This is a genomic window from Erwinia amylovora (assembly GCF_017161565.1).
Classification (GTDB): domain Bacteria; phylum Pseudomonadota; class Gammaproteobacteria; order Enterobacterales; family Enterobacteriaceae; genus Erwinia; species Erwinia amylovora.
Genome location: NZ_CP066796.1, coordinates 1,927,846 through 1,953,208, shown reverse-complemented (window position 1 = coordinate 1,953,208; position 25,363 = coordinate 1,927,846). Strand labels below are relative to the sequence as shown.

General features: G+C 54.2%; 26 protein-coding genes. 14 read left to right on the top strand and 12 right to left on the bottom strand.

Annotated features, from left to right (window positions below):
- Positions 1–32: 32 nt before the first annotated feature.
- A complete protein-coding gene (locus JGC47_RS09065) occupies positions 33–221 on the top strand; it encodes a hypothetical protein (protein ID WP_004157709.1) in 189 nt (62 codons plus the stop codon).
- Positions 222–280: 59 nt separating this feature from the next.
- On the opposite strand, the gene sapF is transcribed toward JGC47_RS09065, so the two are convergent.
- From sapF to sapA, 5 genes are read right to left on the bottom strand one after another with little or no spacing between them, the layout of a single operon-like run.
- Positions 281–1,081: a putrescine export ABC transporter ATP-binding protein SapF gene (gene sapF, locus JGC47_RS09060; RefSeq protein WP_004157708.1), complete on the bottom strand. Its 801-nt coding sequence runs from the start codon at positions 1,079–1,081 to the stop codon at positions 281–283.
- Positions 1,081–2,073 (bottom strand): putrescine export ABC transporter ATP-binding protein SapD, encoded by a 993-nt coding sequence (sapD, locus tag JGC47_RS09055; RefSeq protein ID WP_004157707.1) that lies wholly within the window; start codon positions 2,071–2,073, stop codon positions 1,081–1,083. The genes sapF and sapD overlap by 1 nt, the downstream gene beginning before the upstream one ends.
- Positions 2,073–2,963, bottom strand: coding sequence for a putrescine export ABC transporter permease SapC (gene sapC / locus JGC47_RS09050; RefSeq protein WP_004157705.1), 891 nt, complete (start codon positions 2,961–2,963; stop codon positions 2,073–2,075). Before sapC ends, sapD begins: the two co-directional genes overlap by 1 nt.
- On the bottom strand, positions 2,950–3,915 hold the full coding sequence (gene sapB / locus JGC47_RS09045) for a putrescine export ABC transporter permease SapB (protein ID WP_004157704.1): 966 nt from the start codon (positions 3,913–3,915) through the stop codon (positions 2,950–2,952). The genes sapC and sapB overlap by 14 nt, the downstream gene beginning before the upstream one ends.
- Complete coding sequence (gene sapA, locus JGC47_RS09040; protein WP_004157703.1) at positions 3,912–5,540, bottom strand: ABC transporter substrate-binding protein SapA; 1,629 nt, start codon at positions 5,538–5,540, stop codon at positions 3,912–3,914. Before sapA ends, sapB begins: the two co-directional genes overlap by 4 nt.
- 183 nt (positions 5,541–5,723) lie before the next feature.
- Here sapA and JGC47_RS17795 point away from each other — a divergent pair, with 183 nt between their 5' ends.
- Positions 5,724–5,858 (top strand): hypothetical protein, encoded by a 135-nt coding sequence (locus JGC47_RS17795; protein ID WP_255211773.1) that lies wholly within the window; start codon positions 5,724–5,726, stop codon positions 5,856–5,858.
- Positions 5,859–5,877: 19 nt separating this feature from the next.
- Here the strand turns inward: JGC47_RS17795 and pspF are convergent, their stop codons facing one another.
- Positions 5,878–6,870, bottom strand: coding sequence for a phage shock protein operon transcriptional activator (gene pspF / locus JGC47_RS09035; protein ID WP_004157701.1), 993 nt, complete (start codon positions 6,868–6,870; stop codon positions 5,878–5,880).
- 168 nt (positions 6,871–7,038) lie between these two features.
- Between pspF and pspA the strand changes: the two genes are divergently transcribed.
- The 7 genes from pspA (at position 7,039) to tyrR (ending at position 12,728) form a co-directional block, all read left to right on the top strand.
- Entirely contained in the window at positions 7,039–7,710 is a 672-nt protein-coding gene (gene pspA / locus JGC47_RS09030) for a phage shock protein PspA (protein ID WP_004157700.1), read from the top strand.
- A gap of 62 nt (positions 7,711–7,772) precedes the next feature.
- A complete protein-coding gene (gene pspB, locus JGC47_RS09025; RefSeq protein WP_004157699.1) occupies positions 7,773–8,000 on the top strand; it encodes an envelope stress response membrane protein PspB in 228 nt (75 codons plus the stop codon).
- Positions 7,997–8,344 (top strand): envelope stress response membrane protein PspC, encoded by a 348-nt coding sequence (pspC, locus tag JGC47_RS09020; RefSeq protein ID WP_004157698.1) that lies wholly within the window; start codon positions 7,997–7,999, stop codon positions 8,342–8,344. Before pspB ends, pspC begins: the two co-directional genes overlap by 4 nt.
- A gap of 17 nt (positions 8,345–8,361) precedes the next feature.
- A complete protein-coding gene (gene pspD, locus JGC47_RS09015) occupies positions 8,362–8,571 on the top strand; it encodes a phage shock protein PspD (protein ID WP_004157697.1) in 210 nt (69 codons plus the stop codon).
- A 40-nt stretch (positions 8,572–8,611) separates the two neighbouring features.
- Positions 8,612–10,009, top strand: coding sequence for a YcjX family GTP-binding protein (locus JGC47_RS09010; protein ID WP_004157696.1), 1,398 nt, complete (start codon positions 8,612–8,614; stop codon positions 10,007–10,009).
- Positions 10,006–11,058 carry a YcjF family protein gene (locus JGC47_RS09005; RefSeq protein ID WP_004157695.1) on the top strand — a complete coding sequence of 351 codons (1,053 nt, stop codon included), beginning with the start codon at positions 10,006–10,008 and terminating at the stop codon, positions 11,056–11,058. The genes JGC47_RS09010 and JGC47_RS09005 overlap by 4 nt, the downstream gene beginning before the upstream one ends.
- A 104-nt stretch (positions 11,059–11,162) precedes the next feature.
- Positions 11,163–12,728, top strand: a complete 1,566-nt coding sequence (gene tyrR, locus JGC47_RS09000; RefSeq protein WP_004157694.1) for a transcriptional regulator TyrR — start codon at positions 11,163–11,165, stop codon at positions 12,726–12,728.
- Between the two features lie 52 nt (positions 12,729–12,780).
- Here tyrR and tpx read toward each other — a convergent pair whose 3' ends face one another.
- Positions 12,781–13,284 carry a thiol peroxidase gene (gene tpx, locus JGC47_RS08995; protein WP_004157693.1) on the bottom strand — a complete coding sequence of 168 codons (504 nt, stop codon included), beginning with the start codon at positions 13,282–13,284 and terminating at the stop codon, positions 12,781–12,783.
- 117 nt (positions 13,285–13,401) lie between these two features.
- Here tpx and ycjG point away from each other — a divergent pair, with 117 nt between their 5' ends.
- The gene (gene ycjG, locus JGC47_RS08990) at positions 13,402–14,427 is read left to right on the top strand and encodes an L-Ala-D/L-Glu epimerase (protein WP_004157692.1); all 1,026 of its coding nucleotides are present in this window, start codon (positions 13,402–13,404) and stop codon (positions 14,425–14,427) included.
- Between the two features lie 132 nt (positions 14,428–14,559).
- A complete protein-coding gene (locus tag JGC47_RS08985; RefSeq protein ID WP_004162354.1) occupies positions 14,560–16,176 on the top strand; it encodes a peptide ABC transporter substrate-binding protein in 1,617 nt (538 codons plus the stop codon).
- A gap of 255 nt (positions 16,177–16,431) precedes the next feature.
- On the opposite strand, the gene JGC47_RS08980 is transcribed toward JGC47_RS08985, so the two are convergent.
- Positions 16,432–16,632, bottom strand: coding sequence for a hypothetical protein (locus tag JGC47_RS08980; RefSeq protein WP_004157690.1), 201 nt, complete (start codon positions 16,630–16,632; stop codon positions 16,432–16,434).
- A gap of 152 nt (positions 16,633–16,784) precedes the next feature.
- On the opposite strand from JGC47_RS08980, the gene JGC47_RS08975 reads away from it, so the two are divergent.
- Positions 16,785–17,141: a hypothetical protein gene (locus tag JGC47_RS08975; protein WP_004157687.1), complete on the top strand. Its 357-nt coding sequence runs from the start codon at positions 16,785–16,787 to the stop codon at positions 17,139–17,141.
- Between the two features lie 86 nt (positions 17,142–17,227).
- Here JGC47_RS08975 and JGC47_RS08970 read toward each other — a convergent pair whose 3' ends face one another.
- The 4 genes from JGC47_RS08970 to JGC47_RS08955 form a co-directional block, all read right to left on the bottom strand.
- Positions 17,228–17,815, bottom strand: coding sequence for a DUF1120 domain-containing protein (locus JGC47_RS08970; protein WP_004157686.1), 588 nt, complete (start codon positions 17,813–17,815; stop codon positions 17,228–17,230).
- 9 nt (positions 17,816–17,824) lie between these two features.
- Entirely contained in the window at positions 17,825–20,236 is a 2,412-nt protein-coding gene (locus JGC47_RS08965; protein WP_004157684.1) for a fimbria/pilus outer membrane usher protein, read from the bottom strand.
- Positions 20,237–20,238: 2 nt separating this feature from the next.
- Positions 20,239–20,943, bottom strand: a complete 705-nt coding sequence (locus JGC47_RS08960) for a fimbria/pilus chaperone family protein (protein WP_004157681.1) — start codon at positions 20,941–20,943, stop codon at positions 20,239–20,241.
- An 89-nt stretch (positions 20,944–21,032) separates the two neighbouring features.
- The gene (locus tag JGC47_RS08955; protein WP_004157680.1) at positions 21,033–21,728 is read right to left on the bottom strand and encodes a DUF1120 domain-containing protein; all 696 of its coding nucleotides are present in this window, start codon (positions 21,726–21,728) and stop codon (positions 21,033–21,035) included.
- A gap of 498 nt (positions 21,729–22,226) precedes the next feature.
- Here JGC47_RS08955 and zntB point away from each other — a divergent pair, with 498 nt between their 5' ends.
- Both zntB and JGC47_RS08945 read left to right on the top strand, forming a co-directional pair.
- Complete coding sequence (zntB, locus tag JGC47_RS08950) at positions 22,227–23,210, top strand: zinc transporter ZntB (protein ID WP_004157678.1); 984 nt, start codon at positions 22,227–22,229, stop codon at positions 23,208–23,210.
- Positions 23,211–23,516: 306 nt separating this feature from the next.
- Positions 23,517–25,316: a glycoside hydrolase family 13 protein gene (locus JGC47_RS08945; protein ID WP_004164340.1), complete on the top strand. Its 1,800-nt coding sequence runs from the start codon at positions 23,517–23,519 to the stop codon at positions 25,314–25,316.
- The last annotated feature ends 47 nt before the right edge of the window (positions 25,317–25,363 follow it).

The following is a 25,363-nucleotide window of genomic DNA, read 5'->3' as shown; positions in this document are numbered from 1 at the left end:
GGCTTTCGGCAAATATTGGGGCGTTTAGCCTGATGGCATCAGGTTGGCCACGCATTGAAGCAGTAGCGCTTCAGGAGATGACCGTGCGCATGCCTTTGTGCCGTGACAGGATCAGCGTGGGGCGAAATCAAGGCGGTTCAGCGCCGGATTCGTTAATGGAAAATATCAAAGACACCCGGCGGGCGAAGGCACAGTTCCTGCATGCCAGCCAGGTGCAATAACCGTGTTTACCATCAGCGATCAGGCTAAACGGCCAAGCCAGTGACGCTTTGTCAGCTGGTTATCCGCGTCCGGCAACGGTGTTCCGCGTCTCGTCAAAATGGCCGGAGACCAGCCGTTTTGTCAGTTCATGTTGCGGCGCAGCGAGAACCCTGGCGGTCTCTCCGCGCTCTACCACTTCGCCATGGTGCATCACCAGCACCTGGTCGCTGATATGCTTCATCATGCCCAGATGCTGGGTGACATACACATAGGCAATGCCGTACTTTTCCTGCAACTCCAGCATCAGGTTGATCAGTTGCGAACGTATTGACATATCGAGAGCGGCCAGCGCTTCATCAGCAACAATCACCTGCGGTTGTAAAATCAGCGCGCGCGCAAGGCCGATACGCTGTTTCTGCCCCGGGGCCAGCATGTGGGGATAATAGGAGGCGTGATCGGCGAGCATCCCGACCTGACGCAATGTGGCGATAATCCGTTTTTCACGCTCTGCGCTCTCCAGTTCGGTATTAAGCCGAAGGGGGAAGTCAAGGATCTGGCTGATGCGCTGCCGTGGATTGAGTGATGTTGAGGGATCCTGGAAAATCATCCGTATTCGCTGGCTGCGCCAGGCATAATCGCCGAACTCCAGTAGACGATCATCGATGGATATCTCCCCACCAGAAGGGGCGATCATACCGCTGAGCATTTTTGCCAGCGTTGATTTCCCGGAACCGTTTTCCCCTATAATCGCCAAGGTCTGCCGCTGACCAAGGCTGAAACTGACGTCTTTAACTGCCTCGACATGCTGACGTCGAAACAGCCCGGTACGGTAGCGAAAAGTTTTGCTCAGATTACGCACTTCCAGCAGCGTCTTAAACATTACTGGCTCCCCGTATTCAGCGGAAAGTGACAGGCAAACAGATGATTTTTCGAGCCGCTCAGGCGCGGGGTTTCGATACAGGTTTTCTGCGCATAGGGGCAGCGCGGACCAAGACGGCAGCCAATCGGCAAATGCTCCAGCGACGGAATAGCGCCTGGTAAGGTATTCAGACGACTTTTGTGTGCCAGAGAGCGGCCAAAGTCCGGCATCGCACGGATCAATGCCTGAGTATAGGGATGGTGGGGCGAGTTAATCAGCTCATCACTGACTGCGCTTTCCATCGTTTGTCCGCAGTACATCACGTTGATTTTATCCGCCCAGTGACTGAGCATTTGCAGGTCGTGGCTGATCAGTAAAATGGTGGTGTTATTGTTCTGATTCAGGCGCGCCAGCAGGCGGAAAATTTGCGCCTGGGTGGTTGGCTCCATCGCATTGGTCGGCTCATCGGCGATAAGTAGTCGCGGCTGATTCGCCAGCGCAATAGCAATCATCACCTTCTGGCATTCACCGTCAGTTAACTCGTAGGGGAAGCTGCTCATAATATCTTTATGATCTTTAATCCCTACCCGATGCAGAAGTTCTGTTGCCCGACGGTGCCGCCAGCGAAAACGTTGATACCAGCGGCCTTTCCACGTCCAGCCTGGAATCGCCTGTTTCAGCTGTGTACCGATACTCTCGGACGGGTCGAGGCACGACTGCGGCTCCTGGAAGATCATCGAAACGTTATGGCCGACGATCTTGCGTCGTTCGCGTGGCGAGAGATGCAGCAGATCGATATCATTAAAGTGCATGCGGTCGGCAGTAATGCGCCAGTTATCTTTCGTGACGCCGCAAATAGCCTTGGCAATTAAACTTTTACCCGAACCAGACTCACCAACCAAACCGCGAATTTCCCCCTCGGTCAACGTAATGCTCACGCGATCCACCGCCTTGACCGGGCCGTCGGCGGTCATAAACTCAATTGTCAGGTTACGGATATCAAGTAGCGGCATTATTTCACTCCTGCATCGATGGCCCGGCGGATCCCGTCACCCAACAGGTTTACAATCAGTACGCTCAGCATAATGGCTGCACCGGGTAACATCACGGTCCACGGAGCGACATAAACCAGTTCAAGTGAGTCTCCGAGCATTGCTCCCCATTCCGGGGAAGGCAGCTGTGCGCCGAGATCGAGGAAACCGAGTGCGGCAATGTCAAGAATGGCCAGCGACAGGGCGCGGGTAAATTCGGTCACTAACAGGGCAACAATGTTGGGAAAAATGGCGTAACGCAGAATGTCAAAGCTGCTGGCACCGTCAAGACGAGCCGCCACCACATACTCTTTCTCCAGCTCGTCGTGTACTGCGCTATAAATAGCGCGAACCAGACGAGGTAACAGCGCAAGAAACACCGCCAGCATGGCATGCTCCAGCTTAGGCCCTGTAAATGCCACAACAATGATGGCCAGCAGCAGCGACGGTATCGATAACAGCGTATCGAGAACATGGTTGAGCACCGCCGAGCGCAGCCCATGCGTCAGCCCGGCCATCACTCCCGGCACCAGGGCGCAGCAGGCCGAACCCAGAGTCACCACCATGGCCGCCCCCACGGTCGGCGCAGCGCCACTCAACAGGCGACTGAGCAGGTCGCGCCCCAGATCGTCAGTGCCAAGGAAAAAAGAGACATCGCCGTAACGCGACCAGGATGGCGGCAACAGCTGGTAACCCAGAAACTGCTGGTCGATCCCATAGGGTGCCAGCACGGCGCCAAACAGGGTCAGCAGCAGCAGAGCCAAAAAGGCATAAAAGCCAATCATCGCCGTGGTATCACGGTAGAAAAGCCGCCAGGTATGACGCAAGGGACTGGGCGGCTTTCTTTCTGCGTAGATATTATCGGACGGCATACCATTCCTTGTGTTTCAGCGGATTAGTCACGGCTCCCAGAATATCGGATAGCACGTTTACGGCAATCACCAGCGCACCAACCACCATCACTCCGGCAGAAATGGCGGCATAATCCTGTTGCCGGACAGCATTAATCAGCCAGCGCCCCAGCCCGGGCCAGCTAAACACCATTTCGGTAATCATCGCCAGCGTCAGCATTGTCGAAAACTGTAAGCCCAAACGCGGTATTACCGGGGGCAGTGCATTATGCAATACGTGACGGTAAAGGATGGTGATTAACGACAGTCCGCGCGTTTCTGCCGCTTTGACGTAGTTTTGTTGCATGACATCACGCGTACTCAGGCGCAGCAGGCGGATCATCTCCGTGGTTGGGGCAACCGACAGCACGATCACCGGCAGCACCATGTGTTGTAGCGCGCTGATAACCATTTCACGCCGCCACGGCGAGTCGGATAGCCACGCGTCGATCAGCGCAAATCCGCTAACATGATTAACCGGATATAGCAGGTCGAAACGCCCGGAAACCGGCAGCCAGCCAAGATTGAGTGAAAAAAACAGCGTCAACAGGAGTGCCAGCCAAAAGACCGGCAGTGAAAAGCCTACCAATGCCAGTGCACTGATAGCCTTGTCCTGCCACTTATCATGCATCACGCCTGCGGCGATCCCCAGCGGAATGCCAATAAGCATGGCCAGCGTAAAGGCCATCAGGCACAGCTCCAGCGTGGCCGGAAACACTTCACCTAATTGTTGGGCGATCGGCTGGCCGTTAATACTGGAGACGCCGAAATCGAGATGCAATATCCCGCTAAACCAGAACAGCCAGGCATCCGGCAACGAAGCGCCCTGTAGCGGCGCATGCGGAGTAAAATAACTCAGGCTAAAGCCGAGGAGCGTTAACATAAATAGCGTGATGATAAACAGCACCAGGCGGCGCAGCGTATAGATAATCACGGTGATTTCTCCTTGCCGTCATCGCGGTAGACACCGGCAAACGAAGCATTGCCAAACGGACTGAGCACCAGCCCTTTTATATCATAACGGTAAGCCTGCAAACGTAAGGAGTAGGCAAGTGGCAGCACCGGTAGCTGCTGCGCCAGCAGCATCTGTGCGCGGTCATAATAGTCAATTCGTTTTGCCAGCTCCTGAGACAGCAACGCTTTATGCAGCAGTACGTCAAAGCCCGAATTGCACCAGTGCGCATAGTTAGTCTGTGAGGCTATCGCCGCGCAACTGAGCAGCGGGCGGAAAAAGCTATCCGGGTCATTGCTGTCGGTGGCCCAACCGGTCAGCGTAAGATCGTGGTTCATTGTCATCAGTCTTGCTTCCTGAAAACGGCCTTCGACCGGCACGATAGTCACCGTAACCCCGATCTGTGCCAGATCTGCCTGGATAAGTTCTGCCGTTTTCAGTGGGCTGGGGTTCCAGGCTTGCGACGCGGAGGGAACCCACAGCGTCAGATGAAGATCATTGATCCCCAACGCCTGCAGTTCTTCTCGCGCCCTGGCCGGATTATAGGGCGTGATATGCGCCCCGGTATCATAAGCCCATGAGGCGCGCGGTAATATCGAAGCCGCTGTTTCGGCGGTGCCGTAATAGATTGAAGCCATCAAGCGTTCGTTGTTGATGGCCAGCGCCAGCGCCTGACGAACCTCGGGCCGATCGAGGGGTGCCTTGCGGGTATTAAATGCCAGATAAGCAATATTCATTCCCGGGCGCAGCGTCAGGCGCAGACGCGGGTCATCACGCAGAATCGAAAGCTGGCTTGCCGCCGGGTATGCCAGCACATCACACTCCCCGGTTAACAGTTTCGATAAGCGCCCGGTACCGCCCGCGCTGATATCAACCACCACCTGTGACATACGCGGCTGTCCTTTCCAGTAGTCATCATGACGCTGCAAGCGAATATATTGCCCGCCACGGAAATCATTCAGCATAAACGGGCCGGTACCCACCGGCTGGCGGTCCATCAGCTCCTGGTGGTCGGCCCGGGTTAACCGTTCGGCGTATTCGTTTGACAGTACCGGAGCGTAGTGCGTGGCGAGATGCCAGAGAAAGGAGGCATCCGGGCTATTCAGGCGGATCTCTACCGTATCGTTGTTAAGCTTTTTCACGCTTTGCACCGCATCGACAAATTGTAAACTGTCAAAGTAGGGATAATTGCCGCCGTTAACGTTGTGCCACGAATGGTGACGGTTAAAAACCCGTTCGAAGCTGAACACCACGTCGTCAGCATTCATCGCCCGCGTTGGGGTGAACCACGGGGTATGCTGGAAAGAGACATCATGACGCAAATGGAAACGGTAGGTCGCACCGTTGTCCAGCACTTCCCAGCTCTTTGCCAGTTCAGGCATCAGACGGTAGGTATAGGGATCAACGTCAAGCAGGCGGTCATAGATCTGCGCGGCCAGCGTATCTACAACCAATCCGCCGCTGGCCAATTGTGGGTTAAACGTATTGATGACGCCGTTTACGCAGTACACAAAACCGCTCTGGCGAATGTCACCGGGCGAGGAGGGCCAAACCGGAGTGCTCAGCACACTCATAGCGAGAAGCAATAGAGGGAATAATTTGCGCATAACTCTTCTGATATTTCAGGCAGTAAACTTAGTGTAACTCACTCTCTGCCCGCACCCAAAATTTGCTGCGATGAAGGGGGGACGATTCAGGCGTAACACTGCCGCAATAAGGTGAGACAGGCTCACCGCCGCTACCTGAATGAGATGAATTCACAATAAAGAGCTTTACAAACGATAATGAGAATGATTATTATTAACGGGTACTTCGGCGGTGGCTCTACCGCTGAAGAGCACGACATTGCTCACATCGCTTCCAGTATTTTAGCCCGCCTGGTGCGGGCTTTTTTTATCCCTTACAGTCCACTTAAACCTGGCTAACAGCGCCCCCAGCTCCAGCCTAATTCTCATCAAACTGAATTTGATGCTTTTTCAGCATTGCCCTGAGCTGATGATAGGTGACGACCAGCAGGTCAGCGGCGCGGCGTTGGTTGAAACGTGCCTGAGCCAGCGCTTTCTCAACCAGCATTTTTTCCTGCTGATACTGCCAGTGGCGCAGATCGAGCGGCAAAGCGGGCAAATTAGCGCACCTGGACGGCGACGCCGCCGTGACCGCGCTGCGAACGAAAGGATCAATAATAATGGTATCAAGCGTCTCATCGCTGCCAGCATGGCGATATACCGAGCGTTCCACCACATTTTTCAGCTCGCGCACGTTGCCTGGCCAGCTATAGGCCAGCAGCTGCTGCTCTGCCGCCGGAGAAAAACCGGGGAACAGCTCCAGTCCCAGTTCCCGACACATCTGAATGGCAAAATGTTGCGCCATCACCAAAATATCGCTGCGGCGTTCGCGTAGCGGGGGGAGCTGGACAACATCAAAGGCCAGCCTGTCCAACAAGTCGGCGCGAAATTTACCCTCGCTTGCTAACTGTGGCAAATCGGCATTGGTGGCGCATACCAGCCTCACGCTCACCTGCAAAGGCTGACTGCCGCCAACCCGCTCCAGCTGACCATATTCAATCACTCGCAACAGCTTTTCCTGAACCAGCATCGGGGCGTTAGCCAGTTCGTCGAGAAACAACGTGCCGCCATCGGCGCGTTCAAAACGGCCCAGATGACGTTTTTGTGCGCCGGTAAATGCGCCGGCTTCGTGGCCAAACAGTTCAGAGTCCAGCAAATTTTCGTTCAGCGCTGCGCAGTTTAAAGAGATGAACGGACCCTGCCAGCGTTCAGACAGATAATGCAATCGGCTGGCGATTAATTCTTTACCGGTACCGCGCTCGCCGATCACCAGTACCGGCTTATGCAACGGGGCCAGCCTCGATACCTGCTCCAGTACTTCAATAAAATTGTTTGCTTCGCCGATCAGGTTTTCAGGATTTTCACTTATCATCAATTTCACCAATTATTAGTGATAATCACCATGATATTCCCTGGTGGACAGGCTGTAAAGCCGTTTTCTAATTTAAAATCAATAAGATATAAATTGGCACGCTATTTGTATTATCAGATGCAGATCAAGGGCATATGGCCAGAAACCAGACTGATGAGGAATTTGATTATGGGTATTTTTTCACGTTTTGCCGACATCGTTAACGCCAACATCAATTCTCTGCTGGAAAAAGCAGAAGACCCGCAGAAGCTGGTACGGCTGATGATTCAGGAGATGGAAGATACGCTGGTAGAACTGCGCTCCACCTCTGCACGCGCGTTGGCGGAGAAAAAGCAGCTGCTGCGCCGCATCGGGCAGGCTGAAGGTCAGCAGGCAGAATGGCAGCAAAAAGCCGAACTGGCACTGTACAAGGAAAAAGAAGATCTGGCCCGTGCGGCCCTGATTGAAAAACAAAAGCTGACCGACCTGATTGCTGCTTTGCAGCTGGAAGCCAGCCAGGTTGAAGAGAGCCTGGCTCGCCTTAAAGGTGAAATCAGCGAGCTGGAAAGTAAACTGGCTGAAACCCGCGCGCGCCAGCAGGCGCTGACGCTGCGTCACCAGGCTGCCGCCTCATCGCGCGATGTGCGTCGCCAGCTGGACAGTGGCAAACTGGATGATGCCATGGCGCGTTTCGAATCCTTTGAACGCCGCATTGACCATATGGAAGCGGAGGCTGAAAGCCACAGCTTTGGCAAACAGAAAAATCTCGATCGGCAGTTTGCAGAACTGCAGGCTGATGATGAAATCAGCCAACAGCTGGCGGCATTGAAAGAGAAAATGAACCGGCGTATCGGTGAATAATCACCGGGCAGGGCATCCGTTCAGATGCCCTCTGCCAGGCCCGATTATCTTAAGGAGAATGAATGAGCGCGTTATTTCTTGCCATACCCTTAACCATTTTCGTGCTGTTTGTTGCACCGATCTGGTTATGGTTACACTACAGCAACCGACATCATGGCGATGCTGAACTGTCACAAAATGAACTGCAACGCTTGCAACAGCTGACGCTCGATGCACGAAAAATGCGTGAACGCGTTCAGGCGCTGGAAGCTATACTTGACGCCGAACATCCCGGCTGGAGGCAACCATGAGTCGGCAGAAGCTGTATCGTATGCCGCAACAGGGTAAGCTGAAAGGCGTTTGTGCCGGGATTGCCCACTACCTGGACATTCCGGTGCGGCTGGTGCGGATTATTGTGGTGCTGTCGATGTTTTTCGGCCTGTTTGTTTTTACCCTGATTGCCTATTGCGCTCTGGCGCTGGCGCTGGACGACATGCCGCCCGGCGAGCAGGAGCAGGGCAAACCACTCAGTGCTCACCAGTTACTTGACCAGTTAAGTCGTGAACTTAACGGCGGCGAGCAGCAGCTGCAACAGGTGGAGCGTTATGTCACCTCGGAAACGTTCAGCGTGCGTAGCCGCTTCAGCCAGCTTTAACCTAATGAGGTATTATCATGCGTCATTTAAAACGACATGCTCCGGTTCTGCAAAAAGCCGGGAAATTTATTCTTATTAATGCTCTCACCTACGGCCCGGCGGGTTTAAGCGGCTGGGCGGTCAAATCGGTGGCACGCAAGCCGTTGAAAATTTTCCTGGCCTGGGCACTGGAACCGCTGATCCGCCGCGCATTAAAAGGGGCCAGCTCACGTTGGGTAAAGCCCTGATTGACTGACGATACAACCCGATAAGGCTGCTTCGCCACTGATGAAAAGACTACAAAATGAATTGCTGTCTCTGGTCAATCGCGGCGTGGATCGCCATCTGCGTTTGGCTGTTACCGGATTAAGCCGCAGCGGCAAAACCGCATTTATCACTTCACTGGTTAATCAACTGCTCAATGTGAATGCTGGCGCGCGTCTGCCGATGCTTTCAGCAGCACGTGAGCAGCGTTTGCTTGGCGTTAAGCGCGTTGCACAGCGCGATCTCGGGCTTACCCGTTTTACCTACGACGAAGGACTGGCACAGCTGTACGGTACGCCGCCAAACTGGCCAACGCCAACGCGCGGCGTCAGCGAAATGCGCCTTGCACTTCGCTACCGATCGCGTGACTCGCTGCTGCGCCACTTCAAAGACACCTCAACGCTCTACCTCGAAATCGTCGACTATCCCGGAGAATGGCTGCTGGACCTGCCAATGCTGGCGCAGAATTACCTCGGCTGGTCGCGGCAGATGACCGGCTTACTGCATGGCGACCGCGCCGTCTGGGCGCAACGCTGGCAGCAGCTGTTTGCCGGGCTTGATCCGTTCGCTCCCGCAGACGAGAACCGTCTGGCCGACATCGCCGCCGCCTGGACCGAATATTTACAGCGCTGTAAGCAGGAAGGTTTACATTTCATCCAGCCAGGGCGTTTTGTGCTGCCGGGTGAGATGGCGGGCGCACCGGCCCTACAGTTCTTCCCGTGGCCAACGGTGGAAGAGGGCGCAGAAACGCGGCTGATGCAGGCTGATACGGCCAGTAATATCGGTACGCTGCGCGCCCGCTATCAATATTATTGCCAACATGTCGTGAAGGGTTTCTATAAGAACCATTTCTTGCGTTTTGACCGACAAATTGTGCTGGTCGATTGCCTGCAACCGCTTAATAGCGGGCCACAGGCGTTTAACGATATGCGTCTGGCGTTGACGCAGCTGATGCAAAGCTTCTCTTACGGCCAGCGCACGCTGTTTCGTCGTCTGTTCTCGCCGGTGATCGACAAGCTGCTGTTTGCCGCCACCAAAAGTGACCACGTCACGGCCGATCAGCATGCCAACCTGGTCTCTTTACTGCAGCAACTGGTGCAGGACGCCTGGCAGAACGCCGCCTTTGAGGGAATAACAATGGACTGCGTGGGCCTTGCCTCGGTGCAAGCCACCCAGAGTGGACGGGTCGATCATCAGGGAGAAAGCATCCCGGCACTGCGGGGTCACCGCCTGGCGGACAATCATGCGCTGACGGTCTACCCCGGCGAGGTTCCTGCACGAATGCCCGGCAGTGCGTTCTGGCAGGAGCAGGGATTTCATTTTGAGCAGTTTCGCCCGCAGGAAGTGGATGTCGATCGCCCGCTGCCGCATATTCGTATGGATGCAGCGCTGGAATTTTTATTGGGAGATAAGCTGCGATGAACGCACCGATTAAGCCACGCATCGATTTTGCCCAGCCACTCAGTGAAGAGCGGGTGCCGTCGATGCGCCAGCAGCAGGCCTTTGTTGCGCAGCAGGATCGCTTTGTTGCCGCAGAACCTGAGCAGGATGCAGAGCCTGAAAACGCGGGCGAGCGGGCGGTGGAAGCCGCGCTGCAGCCAAAACGCAGCCTGTGGCGTAAAATGGTCAGGACCGGACTGGGTCTGTTTGCCGTAAGCGTTATCGCTCAGGGCGTGCAGGGGTTGCACCAGGCCTGGATCACACAGGACTGGATAGCTGTTGGCGGTGGAGCGGCTGGCATGCTGATCGTGGCGGCCGGGGCCGGATCGCTACTGAGCGAATGGCGTCGCCTGTATCGTCTGCGTGAACGGGCAGAGGAACGTGATGTGGCGCGCGGGCTGCTGGCCAGCCACGGTATGGGCAAAGGTCGTCCCTTTTGCGAAAAGTTGGCGCAGCAGGCAGAGCTGGAAGCCGGACACCCGGCGCTGCAACGCTGGCACGCCTCTCTGCATGAAACCCATAACGACCGCGAGGTGGTGGTGCTTTATGCCCAACTGGTGCAGCCGGTGCTGGACCGCCAGGCGCGGCGTGAAATTAGCCGTTGCGCCGCGGAGTCAACGCTGCTGATTGCCGTCAGTCCGCTGGCGCTGATTGATATGGCGTTTATTGCCTGGCGAAATCTGCGGCTGGTCAATCGCATCGCCGCACTGTATGGCATTGAGCTTGGCTATTTCAGCCGTATCAGGCTGTTCCGCCTGGTCATGCTCAATATGGCTTTTGCCGGGGCATCTGAACTGGTGCGCGAGGTCGGTATGGACTGGATGTCTCAAGATGTTGCCGCCCGTCTTTCCGCCCGGGCAGCACAGGGGATCGGCGCCGGGCTGTTAACCGCCCGGTTGGGCATCAAGGCGATGGAGCTTTGCCGCCCGCTACCGTGGCTGGAAGGCGACAAACCGCGCCTCGGCGACTTCCGCCGTGAGCTGATGGGCCAGCTGAAAGACAGCCTGCAACGCGGTGTTAAACACCCCTAGTCCTGTCGCTGTCAACTTTTCATGACAGATTGCTTCTGACCCGACGAGGGATAGAGTATTATCTGCGGATAGACTCTGCACTGTGAACACAAAGGTCAACACCCATGCGTCTCGAAGTTTTCTGCCAGGATCGGATCGGTCTGACTCGCGAACTGCTGGACCTGCTGGTCGAACGCGGTATCGATCTGCGCGGCATCGAAATTGCCGCCATTGGCCGCATCTACCTCAATTTTTCTCATGTCGGCTTTGAACAGTTCAGCCAGCTCATGGCCGATATCCGCCGTATTGCCAGCGTTACCGATGTTCGTACCATCGCCTATCTTCCTTCAGAACGTGAGCATCGTGCGCTCAGCGCGCTACTGGTTGCCCTGCCGGAGCCGGTCTTCTCCATTGATCTAAAAAGCAAAGTCGAACTTGCCAACCCCGCCGCGCAGACGCTGTTTGCACTGAACGAAGAAAAAATGCGCAACTATAACGCGGGAGCGCTTATTCCCGGCTTCAATTTTCAGCGTTGGCTTGACGACGATGGCATACGTCCGGAGGCACATCATGTGGTGTTACAGGGGCGTGATTTTCTGATGGAAGTCACGCCTGTTTATGCCCGGAGCGAAGAGCAGGTTACTCCTGACCCTGTCGGGGGCGTGATCCTGCTTAAATCGACGGCGCGTATGGGCCAGCAGCTGCAAAACCTGGCGGTTAACGACGATAGCGATTTTCAACATATTGTTGCGGTTAGCCCGAAGATGCGCCAGGTGCTGGAGCAGGCACGTAAGCTGGCGATGCTGGATGCGCCTCTGCTGATTGTCGGTGAAACCGGTACCGGTAAAGATATGCTGGCCGCCGCCTGTCATATGCGCAGCGCGCGAGGTAAAAAGCCGTTTCTTGCCCTTAACTGCGCCTCACTGCCGGATGATGTTGCGGAGAGTGAGCTGTTTGGTCACGCGGCGGGGGCCTATCCCAACGCGCTGCAAGGGAAAAAAGGCTTTTTCGAGCAGGCGAACGGAGGCTCGGTACTGCTGGACGAGATCGGTGAAATGTCGCCGCGCATGCAGACTAAGCTGTTACGCTTTCTTAATGATGGAACCTTCAGGCGTGTGGGTGAAGAGCATGAAGTGCATGTCGATGTGCGGGTCATCTGCGCTACTCAGAAGAACCTGATGGAGCTGGTGCAACGCGGCGAATTTCGCGAAGATCTGTTCTATCGGCTCAACGTGCTGACGCTTAATTTGCCGCCGCTGCGCGACCGTCCGCAGGATATTGTGCCGCTGACCGAAATGCTTGTTGCCCGTTTTGCCGACGAACTCGGCGTGGCACGGCCTAAGATCTCTTCGCAGATGAATGCGTTTCTTACCCGCTATACCTGGCCTGGTAATGTACGCCAGTTAAAGAACTCGCTGTATCGGGCGTTAACCCAGCTGGAAGGTGATGCGTTGCGTCCACATGATATTGTGCTGCCGGAGCAGGCAATGGCGTTACCATTGGGAGATGAGGTGATTGAAGGCACGCTGGACGAAATAACCAGCCGTTTTGAGTGCTCGGTATTGACCCGACTTTACCTTTCTTATCCCAGTACGCGCAAGCTGGCAAAACGCCTGGGTGTTTCCCACACCGCTATCGCTAACAAGCTGCGTGAGTATGGCATCAGCCAGAAAAAAATCGATATGGAGTAACGCGGCCAGCCAGCTAAGGCGCGCTCCAGACAAGGAGCGCACCACAGAAGAGCTATTTCAAGGCGGCCAGGGCCGCATCGTAATCCGGTTCAGTAGAGATTTCATTAACCAGCTGGCTATGAATGACCCGATCATTTTCGTCCAGAACGATGACTGCACGGGCCGCCAGGCCGCTTAACGGCCCTTCGACGATCGCCACGCCATAGTCTTTCAGGAAGACGTGGCCGCGCAGAGTGGAGAGGGTCACTACGTTGTTCAAACCGTCTGAGCCGCAAAAGCGTGATTGGGCAAACGGCAGGTCGGCAGAGATGCACAATACCACGGCATTATCGATTTCACTGGCCAGCTGGTTAAATTTGCGTACGGAAGTAGCACACAAGCCCGTATCAACGCTGGGGAAAATATTCAACACCTTGCGTTTGCCCGCGTAATGGGACAGTGAGACATCTGAAAGGTCTTTGGCTACCAGAGTAAACGGTTTTGCCGTCTGGCCCGGGGTTGGCAGCTGGCCATCCACGGAGACCGGATTGCCCTGAAGATGTACGGTCTGAGACATAAGCTATCCTTTTATTGTTTATGATGATTTATCGTTTTCAGTGTCGGTCGCACTTAAAGCACGATTCAGTAAAGTACCATTACAGCAGCCTAAAGCGAACCCGTTAAGGAATTGAGTATGAGAACAGTGAAGGTTTATCCGGAAAGCTGGCCGTTGCACAGTGCATTTATCATTGCACGCAGCGCTCGCCACGAGGCGGGGGTGGTGGTGGTCGAACTGGAGGAAAACGGCACGAAGGGGATCGGAGAATGCACGCCATATGCGCGTTACGGTGAAACCGAAGCCTCAGTGCTGGCTCAAATCGCGCTACTGCTACCGGAGATTGAGCAGGGGTTAACTCGCCACGCGCTGCAACAGCGTTTGCCTGCCGGAGCGGCGCGTAACGCTATCGATAGCGCCCTGTGGGATCTGCAGGTTCATTCAGGTTCGCAAAACCTTTGGCAGCTGACCGGCACAACGGCACCCGTTCAGATTGAAACGGCACAAACCGTCTGTGTCGACGTGCCGGAAATGATGGCGAGCAGTGCGCTGGCGCTGTGGGAAAATGGCGCGAAGTTAATTAAAATCAAACTCGATGACCACATGATTGCCGAGCGGCTGGTGGCGATCCGCAGCGCGGTTCCACAGGCGATGCTAATCGTTGATGCCAACGAGTCCTGGCATAGTGAAGGACTGGCGGCACGATGTCAGTTGCTGGCTGATTTGAATATCTCCATGCTGGAGCAGCCGTTGCCCGCCGCTGATGATGTGGCGCTGGAAAACTTCGTGCACCCGCTGCCGATCTGCGCTGATGAAAGCTGCCACAGCGTGGACAGCCTGGCGGCGCTGCGTGGGCGCTATGAGATGGTTAATATCAAACTGGATAAAACCGGCGGACTGACGGCGGCGCTGGAGCTGGCGCGCTGTGCGCAAGATCAGGGTTTTGCCATTATGCTGGGATGTATGCTGTGCACTTCACGCGCTATCCGGGCAGCATTGCCGCTGGTGCCGAAAGCACGCTTCGTCGATCTTGATGGCCCGACATGGCTGGCGATAGATGCCGAACCGGCGCTGGCGTTTGACTGTGGACGTATCTTACTTTCCCCTTCATCCTTGCCAGCAGAGTCGCTTCACCATCATGTCCGGACAGCGCCCGGCGATTAAAGGTTCGCCCCCGGCTGCCCGATCAGCCGGAGGTAAAAGTGCTGTTTGCCGGCTGATAAATTGCCTTAAAGTGCCGGCAGCTACGACGGGTAGCTCCCTATCATCAGACTCAGACAGGTAAGGATATCGTTTATGAGCAAATCATCGCCTTATGCGTTGGCCGGTTTAGCGTTACTTATCAGCTCTGGCGCGCATGCGGCTGATATCCCGGCAGGCACCCAGCTGGCGCAGCGTCAGGAAATCGTGCGCCATATCAAGGATGAGCCAGCATCGCTGGACCCGGCAAAAGCCGTGGGATTACCGGAGATCCCGGTTATCCGCGATCTGTTCGAAGGACTGACCAATCAGGATGCCCGCGGCAATATTATTCCTGGTGTTGCCAGCAGTTGGAAAACACATGACAACATCACCTGGGTGTTTACGCTGCGTAAGGACGCCCGCTGGTCTAACGGTGACCCTGTCACCGCTGCAGATTTTGTCTACAGTTGGCAGCGCCTGGTTGACCCGAAAACCAGCTCGACTTTCGCCTGGTTCCCGGGACTGGCCGGGATTGCCAACGCAGAAGCGATTGTGAAAGGACAAATGCCTGTGAATAAGCTGGGCGTTAGCGCCATCGATGCCAGCCACCTCAAAGTCACCCTTGACAAGCCAGTTCCCTGGTTTGTCAGTCTGACGGCGAATTTCAGCCTGTTCCCGGTGCCACAAAAAATCATCGCGCAAAATGGCGAACGTTGGACGCGTCCCGGCAACCTGGTCAGTAACGGGGCCTATGAGTTAAAGAGCCGGGTGGTGAATGAAAAGCTGGAGCTGGTAAAGAACCGCTATTACTGGGACAACGCCCACACGGTACTGACTAAAGTGACCTTTGTCCCGATCAGCGAAGAGTCCGGCACCACCAAACGTTACCGCGCCGGGGATATTGATATCACCGAGTCGTTCCCGAAAGAGCTGTATGGACTGCTGCAGAAGCAACTTGCTGGCGAGATCTATTCCCCTGACCAGCTTGGCACCTATTACTATGCGTTCAACACGCAGAAGGGACCGACCGCCGACGTGCGCGTACGTAAGGCGCTCTCCTGGACGATTGACCGTCAGGTGATTGTCAGTAAGGTATTGGCTACCGGAGAAAAACCGGCATGGCATTTTACTCCGGATGTGACCGCCGGTTTCTATCCGCAACCGAGCTTTATCGAGCAGCATAGTCAGGAAGTGTTAAACGCCCAGGCCAGAGCGCTGCTGGCCGCAGCCGGTTATGGGCCAGATCGTCCGCTTAATTTGACCCTGTTGTATAACACTTCCGAAAACAATAAGAAGCTGGCGATCGCGGCGGCTTCGATGTGGAAGAAAAACCTGGGGGTGAATGTCAAACTTCAGAATCAGGAATGGAAGACCTATATCGATAGCCGTAACAGTGGCCAATTTGATGTCATCCGCGCCTCATGGGTAGGGGATTATAATGAACCTTCGACCTTCCTGAGCCTTTTAACCTCGACACACAGTGGCAATATTGCTCGCTTCAGCAACAGCGAATATGATGGCCTGCTGCGAAAAGCCAGCCGCGAGACCAGTGCCAAACTGCGTAATGATGACTACAATCGTGCGGAGCAGATTATAGCCGACCGGGCGCCGATTGCTCCGGTCTATCAGTTCACCAACGCCAGGCTGATTAAGCCTTATGTGAAAGGCTATCCGATAACCAACCCGGAAGATGTCGCTTACAGCCGCACAATGTATATCCTGAAGCACTAAGCACCCGCGAAGTAAGCCCTTGCTGCGGGCTTAGCGCGATGCATCATGCTGAATTAACTGTTGTCCTTACCAGGCAGGATCAACAATGTTAATCCTGTTTAGCGGTTTGCCGGGAAGCGGCAAAAGCACGGTTTTGCGGACGCTTACCGCCCGGATAAGGTCAGTTTATTGACCTACAGATACCAGCGAGCTGGCCATTCGTCAGGCGGAAAAAGCAGATAAACAAACCGGGCATCAGGGAGGTTTTGTCGCGTATCAGCTGGCGTCAGAGGATCTGAAAACAGCATCGAGCGTAATAACCGATGCGGGCAATCCGCTGTGGCTGACGCGCGGTGCATTTCGTGAGGTCGCTGTTTCGAATGGCGTGGCCTGGTCGACGACACTGACCGACAACGTCATCGCCAGCGAATAAAGCAGCGCAGAGATAAGTGGGTTAAGGTTAACGGACTGGGCCACCGTCGCTAGCCGCGACTATCAGCCTGGAAGCGTCAGCGTTGAGTTGTCGACAGCGCTGAACGCTCTGTTGACCAAAACGTTGCAAGAGTTGGCGCAGCGCTGTCAGAGACTGAAAGGATCAGAAGCATCGCGTAAATCACAGGTAATGATAAATGATAAAACTTGCGGATAAATATCGTTGCAGGCTGAAACCACGGCATTTGCTGCCTGCCTGCATCGTGCTGTTAGTGGGCTGTGCCTTAAAACAGTATCCCGCTTCACCGCCGATTGATGCAGGACAGGCAGCACGACTTGATTGTAACGAGGTTAAGCAGCAGCTCGTTTCACAGCAAAAAGCGCAACAGCAGATTGATAAAACTGGCGAATTTGACGGCCTGACCGTGTTGGGGGCAGTACTGGACTTGGGCATTGGCAACGGTATCGCCAAAGCGGTGGCGCAAAAACGAGCCAACCAGCGCCAACAACAGTTACAAGGTTTAGCCCGGGAAAAATGCCCGCGCCCGGTTTGAGTAACAGAGCGCAAGTTTCTTCACCGTTACACGGCCCTCTGTGCTCAACCCGACCTCCGATTTCCCGGAGGTGGGCCACAGCCGTTTCAGTCAACCAGCGTCAGCATCAGGCTGGCTGCACTGCGCTGGAGATTGCCGGGCCGCGCATCTTTTTCGCGTAATACCGGTTGTATCTCCAGCCGCGCCGTCAGCGTTTTTCCCTCGGTTACTCGCCCCTGGACAAGCGTGACCAGCTGTTGCCCCGATATCAGTGGAAGTGGCTCGCTGCTGGCGTCTTCGGGGATGCCGTCCGGCGAAACTGAACGCAGTTCGGCTGGCTTGCCGTCCAGCCGGACGTCTGATAAGCGAAACAGGATGTGGCCACGCTCGCCATAGCGCAGATGACCCGTCCCGTTGGCATTACCCTGGAGCAGCAGTTTTATCTTCCGGTCATGCGGACAGAGCACGCTTACCGTTGTCGAGCGGATGCCGGGGCTAACGTTTCCACCCGCAATATCCTGCAACTGCCAGCGCGACATGACGCCGTAGTCGATAAGCGGGCTGCCAACCGTTATAGTGCAGCGATTCTCTGGCGGTTCCGTCATGCCGTTTCCGCTGCCGGGTAAAGGCTCGGCAGCGCAGACGCCGCTGACGAACAATAACACCGGCATCCACGCTCTGTGACATATTCTCATGCAATATCCTTACTGGCAGGTTGCCGTTGTGTTTTCATACAGCCGGGACGATTGCGCTTTCTGCGGCAGATTAAGACTGATTGTGCAAAGCGTTTTGCCCGCATTTTGTACTTCCAGCTTCATGTCAGCCACGGCGTCCGGTACAAAAACCGTTCCATCGTCAGCGACAATAGTTACCAGACGCTCATCACCATCAAACAGGCTGGCACCGCGAGGCAGCCTGCTGCCATCGGCCATTTGCACATCGACCAGCACCCGGCGGCTGCGTATAACGTCGAAATTAACCCGTCCAACAGCACCGCGAGCCAGCTCGGTTTCCTGCCAGGCATTAGCGATGTCGACATTTCTTTCCAGGCTACGAGTATCGACCTGAATGCCAGAGCTGCGGTATCCGTTAAGCGCTGGCAACACAGCATAGCCACGCCAGTCAGTCCACACTGGCCCCGCTGGCGTATTCATGCGTACGCCTGATTCATCACCCACCCGGGCAATGCCAAAGGTATCGGAAACGCGATGAGGTGACAGCGTCAATCCTTCTGCATGCAGCACCGCCGCGCCGCTGGCCTGCGTCGACCAGCTGGTATATTTATCGCTGTTATGACTGATACTGGCACCAAGTTGGCTTACACGCGTGACCGCGCTAACACTGCCACTTGCTGAGGTACGGTCGTTACCTAAGTCGCGCTCACTGGCAATACTCCAGTTAACATCCTGGCTCGATCGATCGCTGTAGCGTAAGCCGCCGTGGGCACTGTGCCTGGTTGTATTCATGAAGCTGCTGATATCGCGCCTGTCGCCCAAAGGCATGCTGAGGGAGGCGTACAGGCGATCGTCATTCTGACCACTAAGGGTGCTGGTGTTATGCTCAAAGCTGAGTCCCAGCCACGCACGGCCCAACCGGCGGTTCCAGCCAGCGCGCAGGTAATCGCTGTGTACTCCGGCAAATGTGGTCGTGCGGCCCCACGACAGGGAGAGGCTACCCGGCATCTCTGCTGCCCAGCTGATGCTGCCTCCCCACTGGTAGCGTCTGCGGTTCTGCCTGTCAGGATCGTGTTGCGTACCTGGCAGCGCATCACTCAGTTCACGATAGCCCGGCGTTTGCCGGCGTCCGTTGGCGCTGATACTAAGGCGATCGGTCAGGCTGTGACTGACCAGAGCAGATACCAACGTCCCGGTAGCCGCGTGCCTTGCATCCTGAGCCAGGGTGCTCTGGAGGTTAAGCCGGGTCGGGGCAAACAGTTGGCTGTCCAGGCTAAGTGCTCCGGCGCGCCAGGGCGAAGACCCGATAAGCCCTGCGTACAGGCCCGTATACGGCGTCAGCTGCCAGCCGGTGGCAAACGTGCCGACCAGTGGATTGATCCCATTATGCTGTTCAAGGCGTCCCGCTCCGAAAGAGAAACCCGGCGACACCACAGGAGCCTGTGTAGGTAGCGTGGAGGCAGGTACGGTAAACTGTCGCGTCTGCCCGTTACTGCCGGTCACGGTGACCAGCAGGTCAGAATGGGTATTGAGCAGGGAAAATCCCTGTAGGCGAAACGGGCCTGACGAAACGAGGGTATTATAGACCAGTACGCCGGACTGACGGACTTCAACGACTGACTGCGTGTCAGCCACTCCCTCCACCAGCCCGGCCCCTCCCTGTTCGTTAAGGGCGGATTCGGGGAATATCTGAAATCCCTGTACCTGCCCGGTGCCAAATAAGGAGTTAGCGAGATTGACCTGGCCGACCTGCAGCACTTTTTTTATGCTCGCGAAGCTGCGCTGCGCATAGGTGGCCTGGTGGTGAATATTGTTCTCTCCATTAAAGCGGCTCAATGTCTGGCGGCTGCGTAATATCCAGTCACTGACGTTTAGGCCGACCTCGCTGGCGATTTGAGCGAAACTTACCCCACCTGACGAGTTCATATAGCTGGCATCATAATTGAGCAAGCCGGCGCTACCGCCGTGTAACCATCGACTGTCCTCACTGCCTGCCTGATTGACCGCCTGGGGCGGAACCACCAGGCTGATTTTTCCTTCACCCGGTTGGGTGTGAACTTCAGCCTGAGGCCAGGCACGACGAAGGTCAAAGCAGGCAACGTCGTCAGCGTAATCAGGGGGTAGAATCAAACCAGCCTGGCGCTGAAATGGGCGATCTGCACAAAGCGTGCCCGCTTCATCAAATCTTACCTTTACCCGACCGCGGGTTGTGCCATTAACCGTTAATACAGCCGAAGACTCACCGGGCAGGAAGCGGGGCCGGTGACGGAAAATTTCGGCGAGTTTGGGGTCTATTCCGCGTTGTCTGAGTATATCGACATCGAAGGTCAGATTGTCGTTTACAGAGTCAGCCCCGGCTGTACAAATATAACCTGACGCCGCCAGCAGGGTGAAAACCAGGCGCAGCGTTGGCCATTGCGATGCAACGAGATTCGCCTGCATGATCACTCCCTTGACGCCAGCGGTGCATCATAGCTGTCTACGGTAAAGCCCCAGGTAGTTGCAGGGAAAACACGCACCCTGTCAGCTTTAGCCTCTGATTTTTTATTCTCACCTGACAGTGCTAACTGCTGTCCGGGCAAAATCCACGCGTTGGGGAGTGACCAGCTGGCGCCTTGCGGCAGGGTGGTGACGATCTGTCCGAGCCTGACGACATACGGTGAAGGATTGCTGACGCTGAGCCTGCCTGCTTTTAGCGTCCAGACAAGGTGTTTCCAGGGCGCCTCATCACGCTTCAAGCCGCCGGGACGGATAATGACCGGCAAATTCTGCCGTACCGTCATGCGCACCACGTTCTTCCCCTTTTCCTGTGGGGGAACTCCTTCAAAAGCCACCCGCATCAGGTGCTCGGTCTTCAGAGATGATGCCGAGGTGAGAATAAAACGTACCCGCTGGGTCTTGCCCGGCTCGACCCGTGCTGCCGGTGGCGTAATGGTTAGCAGTCTGCCTGTGTCCGGCTCTATATCTTGCAGGTTAGTCAGCAGCAGCACGGGAAAGGCGTCGGTATTCTTAAGATTAATGGCTCCTTCGCCTTCCTTCTCTTCAACAATCACTACTGATGTTTCGGGCAATATACCCGTAGCATTTAGGCTGGGCGCAAAAAACCACAGCACAGGAGCTATAGCTGCGCAGCAAGTTGAAAACCTCATATTTTCAATCGTCCGTGTCTGAAGGATAAATAGAGCCGGTGTAAGTGGACCTGAAAAGACCGGGCGCACAGTCCCGGTCGAACAATCTGTTACAGGTAGACCAGCTCAATGGTGGTCTGGCCATCGAGTTCGATGGGCTGGCTGATATCAAGTTCCGAGGTTTTATTAATATAGGCCTGGACGTTAATGGTGCCGCTCATATTGGTGAAAGTCCGGGGGCCATCTTCGGAGGGCTTTGACCATGAAGTCAGAATTTCTCCTTTGAGATAGAAAGGAAGCGTTGAAGTCTTTTCCCACTGGGTCGAACCGGAAGATAAATACCTGTAGATATTATTAACGGGGTCACCGTCGGCGGTAATACGATCCATCATAATATTGTAACCGCCGATTTTGTGATCCCCACTTTTGCCCAGTCCGACAACGACATTGCCATTTTGGTTAGATATTCCGGCGGGAGTGAAGCCGCCATAAGGCCCGTCTTCATCACCTCTTGCGTCTGCAGCAGAGCCTGGACGGCCGTTAACAGCTTTTAAGGCTAACCGCGTTGGGGCATCACAGTTGACAGAAAAAGTGAGCTGCTTATTATCCAGCTGAGTTAATGAACCCGGGTTTAATGTAGCAGTAGAAATAGTCCCATAGTCAATATTACCGTCATTGGAAATAACAGGGGTGCAGGCCGCCGGTTTTATCGTTCCAACAACTTGCACTCCAACGCTTTCAGATATTGCCGCACCGGAAAAGGTTGCCAAAACGGCAAGCGCGCAGGCATTCGTTAATAATTTCATGTTTAAACACTCTACTGGTTAATGAGCTGTAATATGCAATGATTTCATGCCAAGAATCGCGGCATAAAAATTATATTATCCAACTTAAAGGGAGGTTGGATAGTTATTATTTGGCTAAATAAAAAAAAGAGACGTATATGTCGCAATGTTATATTTCGGTAAGCATAAAGATCGAATATTAAACACATTCAAGTAAATGATCGGATTGCTGCTGCCTCTGTTGATTGTTTTCAAAAAACAGATGCATGATTAATTGCTTATTAACTACCAGCAGCAATCATTGTTTTTCGTTATTGCTAAATCTGCCTTTTTTCTCCTCATTCAATAAATGTCACCCTTGAACTTCGAAAGCTTATGAACAGATAACCGACAGCCGGCACTGGCATACTTTACAGAATGAAAAGCCCGCTATATCACTCTTTGATGCATAAGCAACATTTGCAACGACGTCGTCACAGGCTAGAATGTCGTGCGATTTATGACAAAGGTGAAACCAACGTGGACGCTATTGCAGGAAAATCACTACAGGTATCAGATGCGATTATCTCATGCCAGTTAGATGGTAAGGGCGGGATGACCCCAATCAATGACGGTGAAGTCTTCGACTGCGACAGGCCCTGCTGGCTGCATCTCAATTACGCCCATCACCAAAGTGCAGACTGGCTGAGGCTGACGCCGCTACTGCCTGATGCGGTCCGCGATGCTCTTGGCGGTGACAGCATGCGCCCGCGCGTGAGCCGCCTCGGTGATGGCACCATGATCACTCTGCGCTGCGTTAATCTGAACACGGAATCGCGTCCGGATCAGCTGGTGGTGATGCGGGTGTTTATTAATGAAAAACTGATTGTCTCGACCCGACGTCGCAAGGTCTATGCCGTCGATGAAGTCCTTGACGATCTGAAAAAAGGCAATGGCCCGGTCAACGGCGGCGGCTGGCTGGTCGACGTGTGTGATGTTCTAACCGACCATGCGAGTGAGTTTATTGAACTGCTGCACGATAAAATCATTGAGCTGGAGGATGCGGTCATCGATCAGCAGGTGCCGCCACGCGGCGAGCTGTCGCTGATCCGCAAACAGTTGATTATCATGCGCCGCTATATGGCACCGCAGCGCGATGTTTACTCGCGCATTGCCAGTGAACGGCTGCCGTGGATGAATGACGATGACCGTCGTCGCATGCAGGATATTTCCGATCGTCTGGGACGCAGTCTGGACGATCTCGACGCCAGCGTGGCACGAACCGGCGTGCTGTCTGACGAAATCGGCACGGTGATGGCGGAAGCAATGAATCGTCGCACCTATACAATGTCATTAATGGCGGTAGTCTTTCTGCCGACCACCTTTCTTACCGGACTGTTCGGCGTCAATCTGGGGGGCATACCCGGTGGAGGATGGCGCTACGGATTTGTGGCGTTCTGTCTGTTGCTGGTTTCTCTGGTACTGGGGGTTGCCTTTTGGTTAAGAAGGCGTAAATGGTTATGATGCACATTAATAATGGCTAACAGTGCGCAATACATAGCCGAACACTGATCGAAATCAATACGGATAAAAGCCTGTGCAGATAAACTTCTTTTCGCAGGTGAATGAAACGTCAAGCGATGGACGTTGCACTCCAATTGTTTCACTTCCTTTATAGAAAGAATTTTAGCAAATTCTATTCTTTTAACGCCGGCTTTTAGCCGGTTTTTTTTTCTCATTATCAAGTGAGAGTATAGCCTGTGAGTATGTGCCGGAGGCCAGAAAGCAGGGGGGAATAAACATTTTCCCTAACCGATGGAGAAGATTGGGATGTCAGGTATTAAACTCAGTTCGGTCATGGCGCTATTTTTTGCTCCTTTTTTAGCCGTTTCTTCGGGCCAGGTTCTGGCCGGCAAAACAGATATTGCAACAACTCAGGTAGTGCATAAATCTGATGATTTTCCAGCGTGGTGGAAACAGGCCGTCTTTTATCAGGTATATCCGCGTTCTTTTAAGGATACTAACGGTGATGGCATAGGCGATATTAAAGGCATCATTGAAAAACTTGACTATCTGAACAATTTGGGCGTTGATGCTATCTGGATCAATCCGCACTATGATTCGCCTAATACCGATAACGGCTATGATATCCGTGACTACCGTAAAATCATGAAAGAGTACGGTACGATGGAAGATTTTGATCGTCTTATTGCAGAAATGAATAAACGTAATATGCGATTGATGATTGATATCGTTATCAACCATACCAGCGATCAACATCGCTGGTTTGTGCAAAGTAAAAGCAGTAAAGATAATCCTTATCGCGAATATTACTTCTGGCGTGACGGCAAAAATGGCCAGCCGCCCAATAACTATCCCTCATTCTTTGGCGGCTCTGCGTGGGAGAAAGAGGATCATTCAGGCCAGTACTACCTGCATTATTTTGCTAAACAGCAACCCGACCTCAACTGGGATAATCCCAAAGTTCGTGAAGATCTCTATGCGATGTTACGCTTCTGGCTGGACAAAGGGGTAGCCGGACTGCGTTTTGATACGGTTGCCACCTATGCCAAAATCCCGAATTTTCCCGATCTCACTCCGTCACAGCGACAAAACTTCGCCCGGACATATACCGAAGGGCCATCTATTCACCGCTATATTAAAGAGATGAACCGGCAGGTTTTCTCGCATTATAATATTGCCACAGCCGGGGAGATTTTTGGCGTTCCTTTAGAAAAGTCAATCAACTACTTCGACAGACGCCGTAACGAGCTGAATATTGCCTTTACTTTTGATCTGATACGCCTTGACCGTAATGTCGAAGAGAGATGGCGTGAAAAAGCGTGGAGCCTGGTTGATTTCCGCCAAACGATCGGCAAGGTAGATCGCGCGGCGGGGAAATATGGCTGGAATGCATTTTTCCTCGATAATCATGATAATCCTCGCGCCGTATCGCATTTTGGCGACGATCGGCCACAGTGGAGACAGGCATCGGCTAAAGCGCTGGCAACCTTAATTATCACCCAGCGCGCGACGCCTTTTATTTATCAAGGCTCTGAACTTGGCATGACAAATTATCCCTTTAAAACCATCGCTGATTTTGACGACATCGAAGTAAAGGGATTTTGGCAGGATTACGTCAGCAGCGGCAGGGTCGATCCCGAAGATTTTATGCGCAACGTGCGTCTGACCAGCCGGGATAACAGCCGAACGCCGTTTCAGTGGGATGAAAGTGCCCATGCCGGATTCACTTCCGGAACACCGTGGTTCAAAGTCAATCCGAATTATAAGCTGATAAACGCTTCGGATCAGATGAAGGATTCGGACTCGGTATTCAACTACTATCGCAAGCTGATCAGATTACGTCATGCCATTCCGGCGCTTACTTATGGGGAGTATAAAGATCTGGACCCCTACAACGATACGGTTTATGCCTTTACACGCACTCACGGGGATAAGCGCTATTTAGTGGTCATTAACTTTAAGGAAAATAAGGTCAATTACCGGCTGCCAGGTCAACTCTCCATCAGGCAGACCTTGTCAGAGAGTAGCGCCAGTCAGCGCGTTGCTGACAACGCGCATGAACTTCTGCTACAACCCTGGCAATCAGGGATCTACCGACTTAACTGATCCCCCGGTTCATCAGGCCAGGCAAGGGCTATCTGCCGTAAGCCCGT

What these genes read in the sequence shown, in the direction of transcription:
- JGC47_RS09005 (WP_004157695.1), top strand. Translation starts at nt 10,006, where the DNA reads ATGAACGCACCGATTAAGCCACGCATCGATTTTGCCCAGCCACTCAGT.
- sapA (WP_004157703.1), bottom strand. Translation starts at nt 5,540, where the DNA reads ATGCGCAAATTATTCCCTCTATTGCTTCTCGCTATGAGTGTGCTGAGC.
- pspB (WP_004157699.1), top strand. Translation starts at nt 7,773, where the DNA reads ATGAGCGCGTTATTTCTTGCCATACCCTTAACCATTTTCGTGCTGTTT.
- ycjG (WP_004157692.1), top strand. Translation starts at nt 13,402, where the DNA reads ATGAGAACAGTGAAGGTTTATCCGGAAAGCTGGCCGTTGCACAGTGCA.
- JGC47_RS08985 (WP_004162354.1), top strand. Translation starts at nt 14,560, where the DNA reads ATGAGCAAATCATCGCCTTATGCGTTGGCCGGTTTAGCGTTACTTATC.
- sapC (WP_004157705.1), bottom strand. Translation starts at nt 2,963, where the DNA reads ATGCCGTCCGATAATATCTACGCAGAAAGAAAGCCGCCCAGTCCCTTG.
- tpx (WP_004157693.1), bottom strand. Translation starts at nt 13,284, where the DNA reads ATGTCTCAGACCGTACATCTTCAGGGCAATCCGGTCTCCGTGGATGGC.
- pspF (WP_004157701.1), bottom strand. Translation starts at nt 6,870, where the DNA reads ATGATAAGTGAAAATCCTGAAAACCTGATCGGCGAAGCAAACAATTTT.
- JGC47_RS08955 (WP_004157680.1), bottom strand. Translation starts at nt 21,728, where the DNA reads ATGAAATTATTAACGAATGCCTGCGCGCTTGCCGTTTTGGCAACCTTT.
- sapD (WP_004157707.1), bottom strand. Translation starts at nt 2,073, where the DNA reads ATGCCGCTACTTGATATCCGTAACCTGACAATTGAGTTTATGACCGCC.
- pspC (WP_004157698.1), top strand. Translation starts at nt 7,997, where the DNA reads ATGAGTCGGCAGAAGCTGTATCGTATGCCGCAACAGGGTAAGCTGAAA.
- JGC47_RS09010 (WP_004157696.1), top strand. Translation starts at nt 8,612, where the DNA reads ATGAAAAGACTACAAAATGAATTGCTGTCTCTGGTCAATCGCGGCGTG.
- JGC47_RS08975 (WP_004157687.1), top strand. Translation starts at nt 16,785, where the DNA reads ATGATAAAACTTGCGGATAAATATCGTTGCAGGCTGAAACCACGGCAT.
- pspA (WP_004157700.1), top strand. Translation starts at nt 7,039, where the DNA reads ATGGGTATTTTTTCACGTTTTGCCGACATCGTTAACGCCAACATCAAT.
- pspD (WP_004157697.1), top strand. Translation starts at nt 8,362, where the DNA reads ATGCGTCATTTAAAACGACATGCTCCGGTTCTGCAAAAAGCCGGGAAA.
- tyrR (WP_004157694.1), top strand. Translation starts at nt 11,163, where the DNA reads ATGCGTCTCGAAGTTTTCTGCCAGGATCGGATCGGTCTGACTCGCGAA.
- JGC47_RS08945 (WP_004164340.1), top strand. Translation starts at nt 23,517, where the DNA reads ATGTCAGGTATTAAACTCAGTTCGGTCATGGCGCTATTTTTTGCTCCT.
- JGC47_RS08960 (WP_004157681.1), bottom strand. Translation starts at nt 20,943, where the DNA reads ATGAGGTTTTCAACTTGCTGCGCAGCTATAGCTCCTGTGCTGTGGTTT.
- JGC47_RS08965 (WP_004157684.1), bottom strand. Translation starts at nt 20,236, where the DNA reads ATGCAGGCGAATCTCGTTGCATCGCAATGGCCAACGCTGCGCCTGGTT.
- JGC47_RS09065 (WP_004157709.1), top strand. Translation starts at nt 33, where the DNA reads ATGGCATCAGGTTGGCCACGCATTGAAGCAGTAGCGCTTCAGGAGATG.
- JGC47_RS17795 (WP_255211773.1), top strand. Translation starts at nt 5,724, where the DNA reads ATGATTATTATTAACGGGTACTTCGGCGGTGGCTCTACCGCTGAAGAG.
- JGC47_RS08970 (WP_004157686.1), bottom strand. Translation starts at nt 17,815, where the DNA reads ATGAGAATATGTCACAGAGCGTGGATGCCGGTGTTATTGTTCGTCAGC.
- sapF (WP_004157708.1), bottom strand. Translation starts at nt 1,081, where the DNA reads ATGTTTAAGACGCTGCTGGAAGTGCGTAATCTGAGCAAAACTTTTCGC.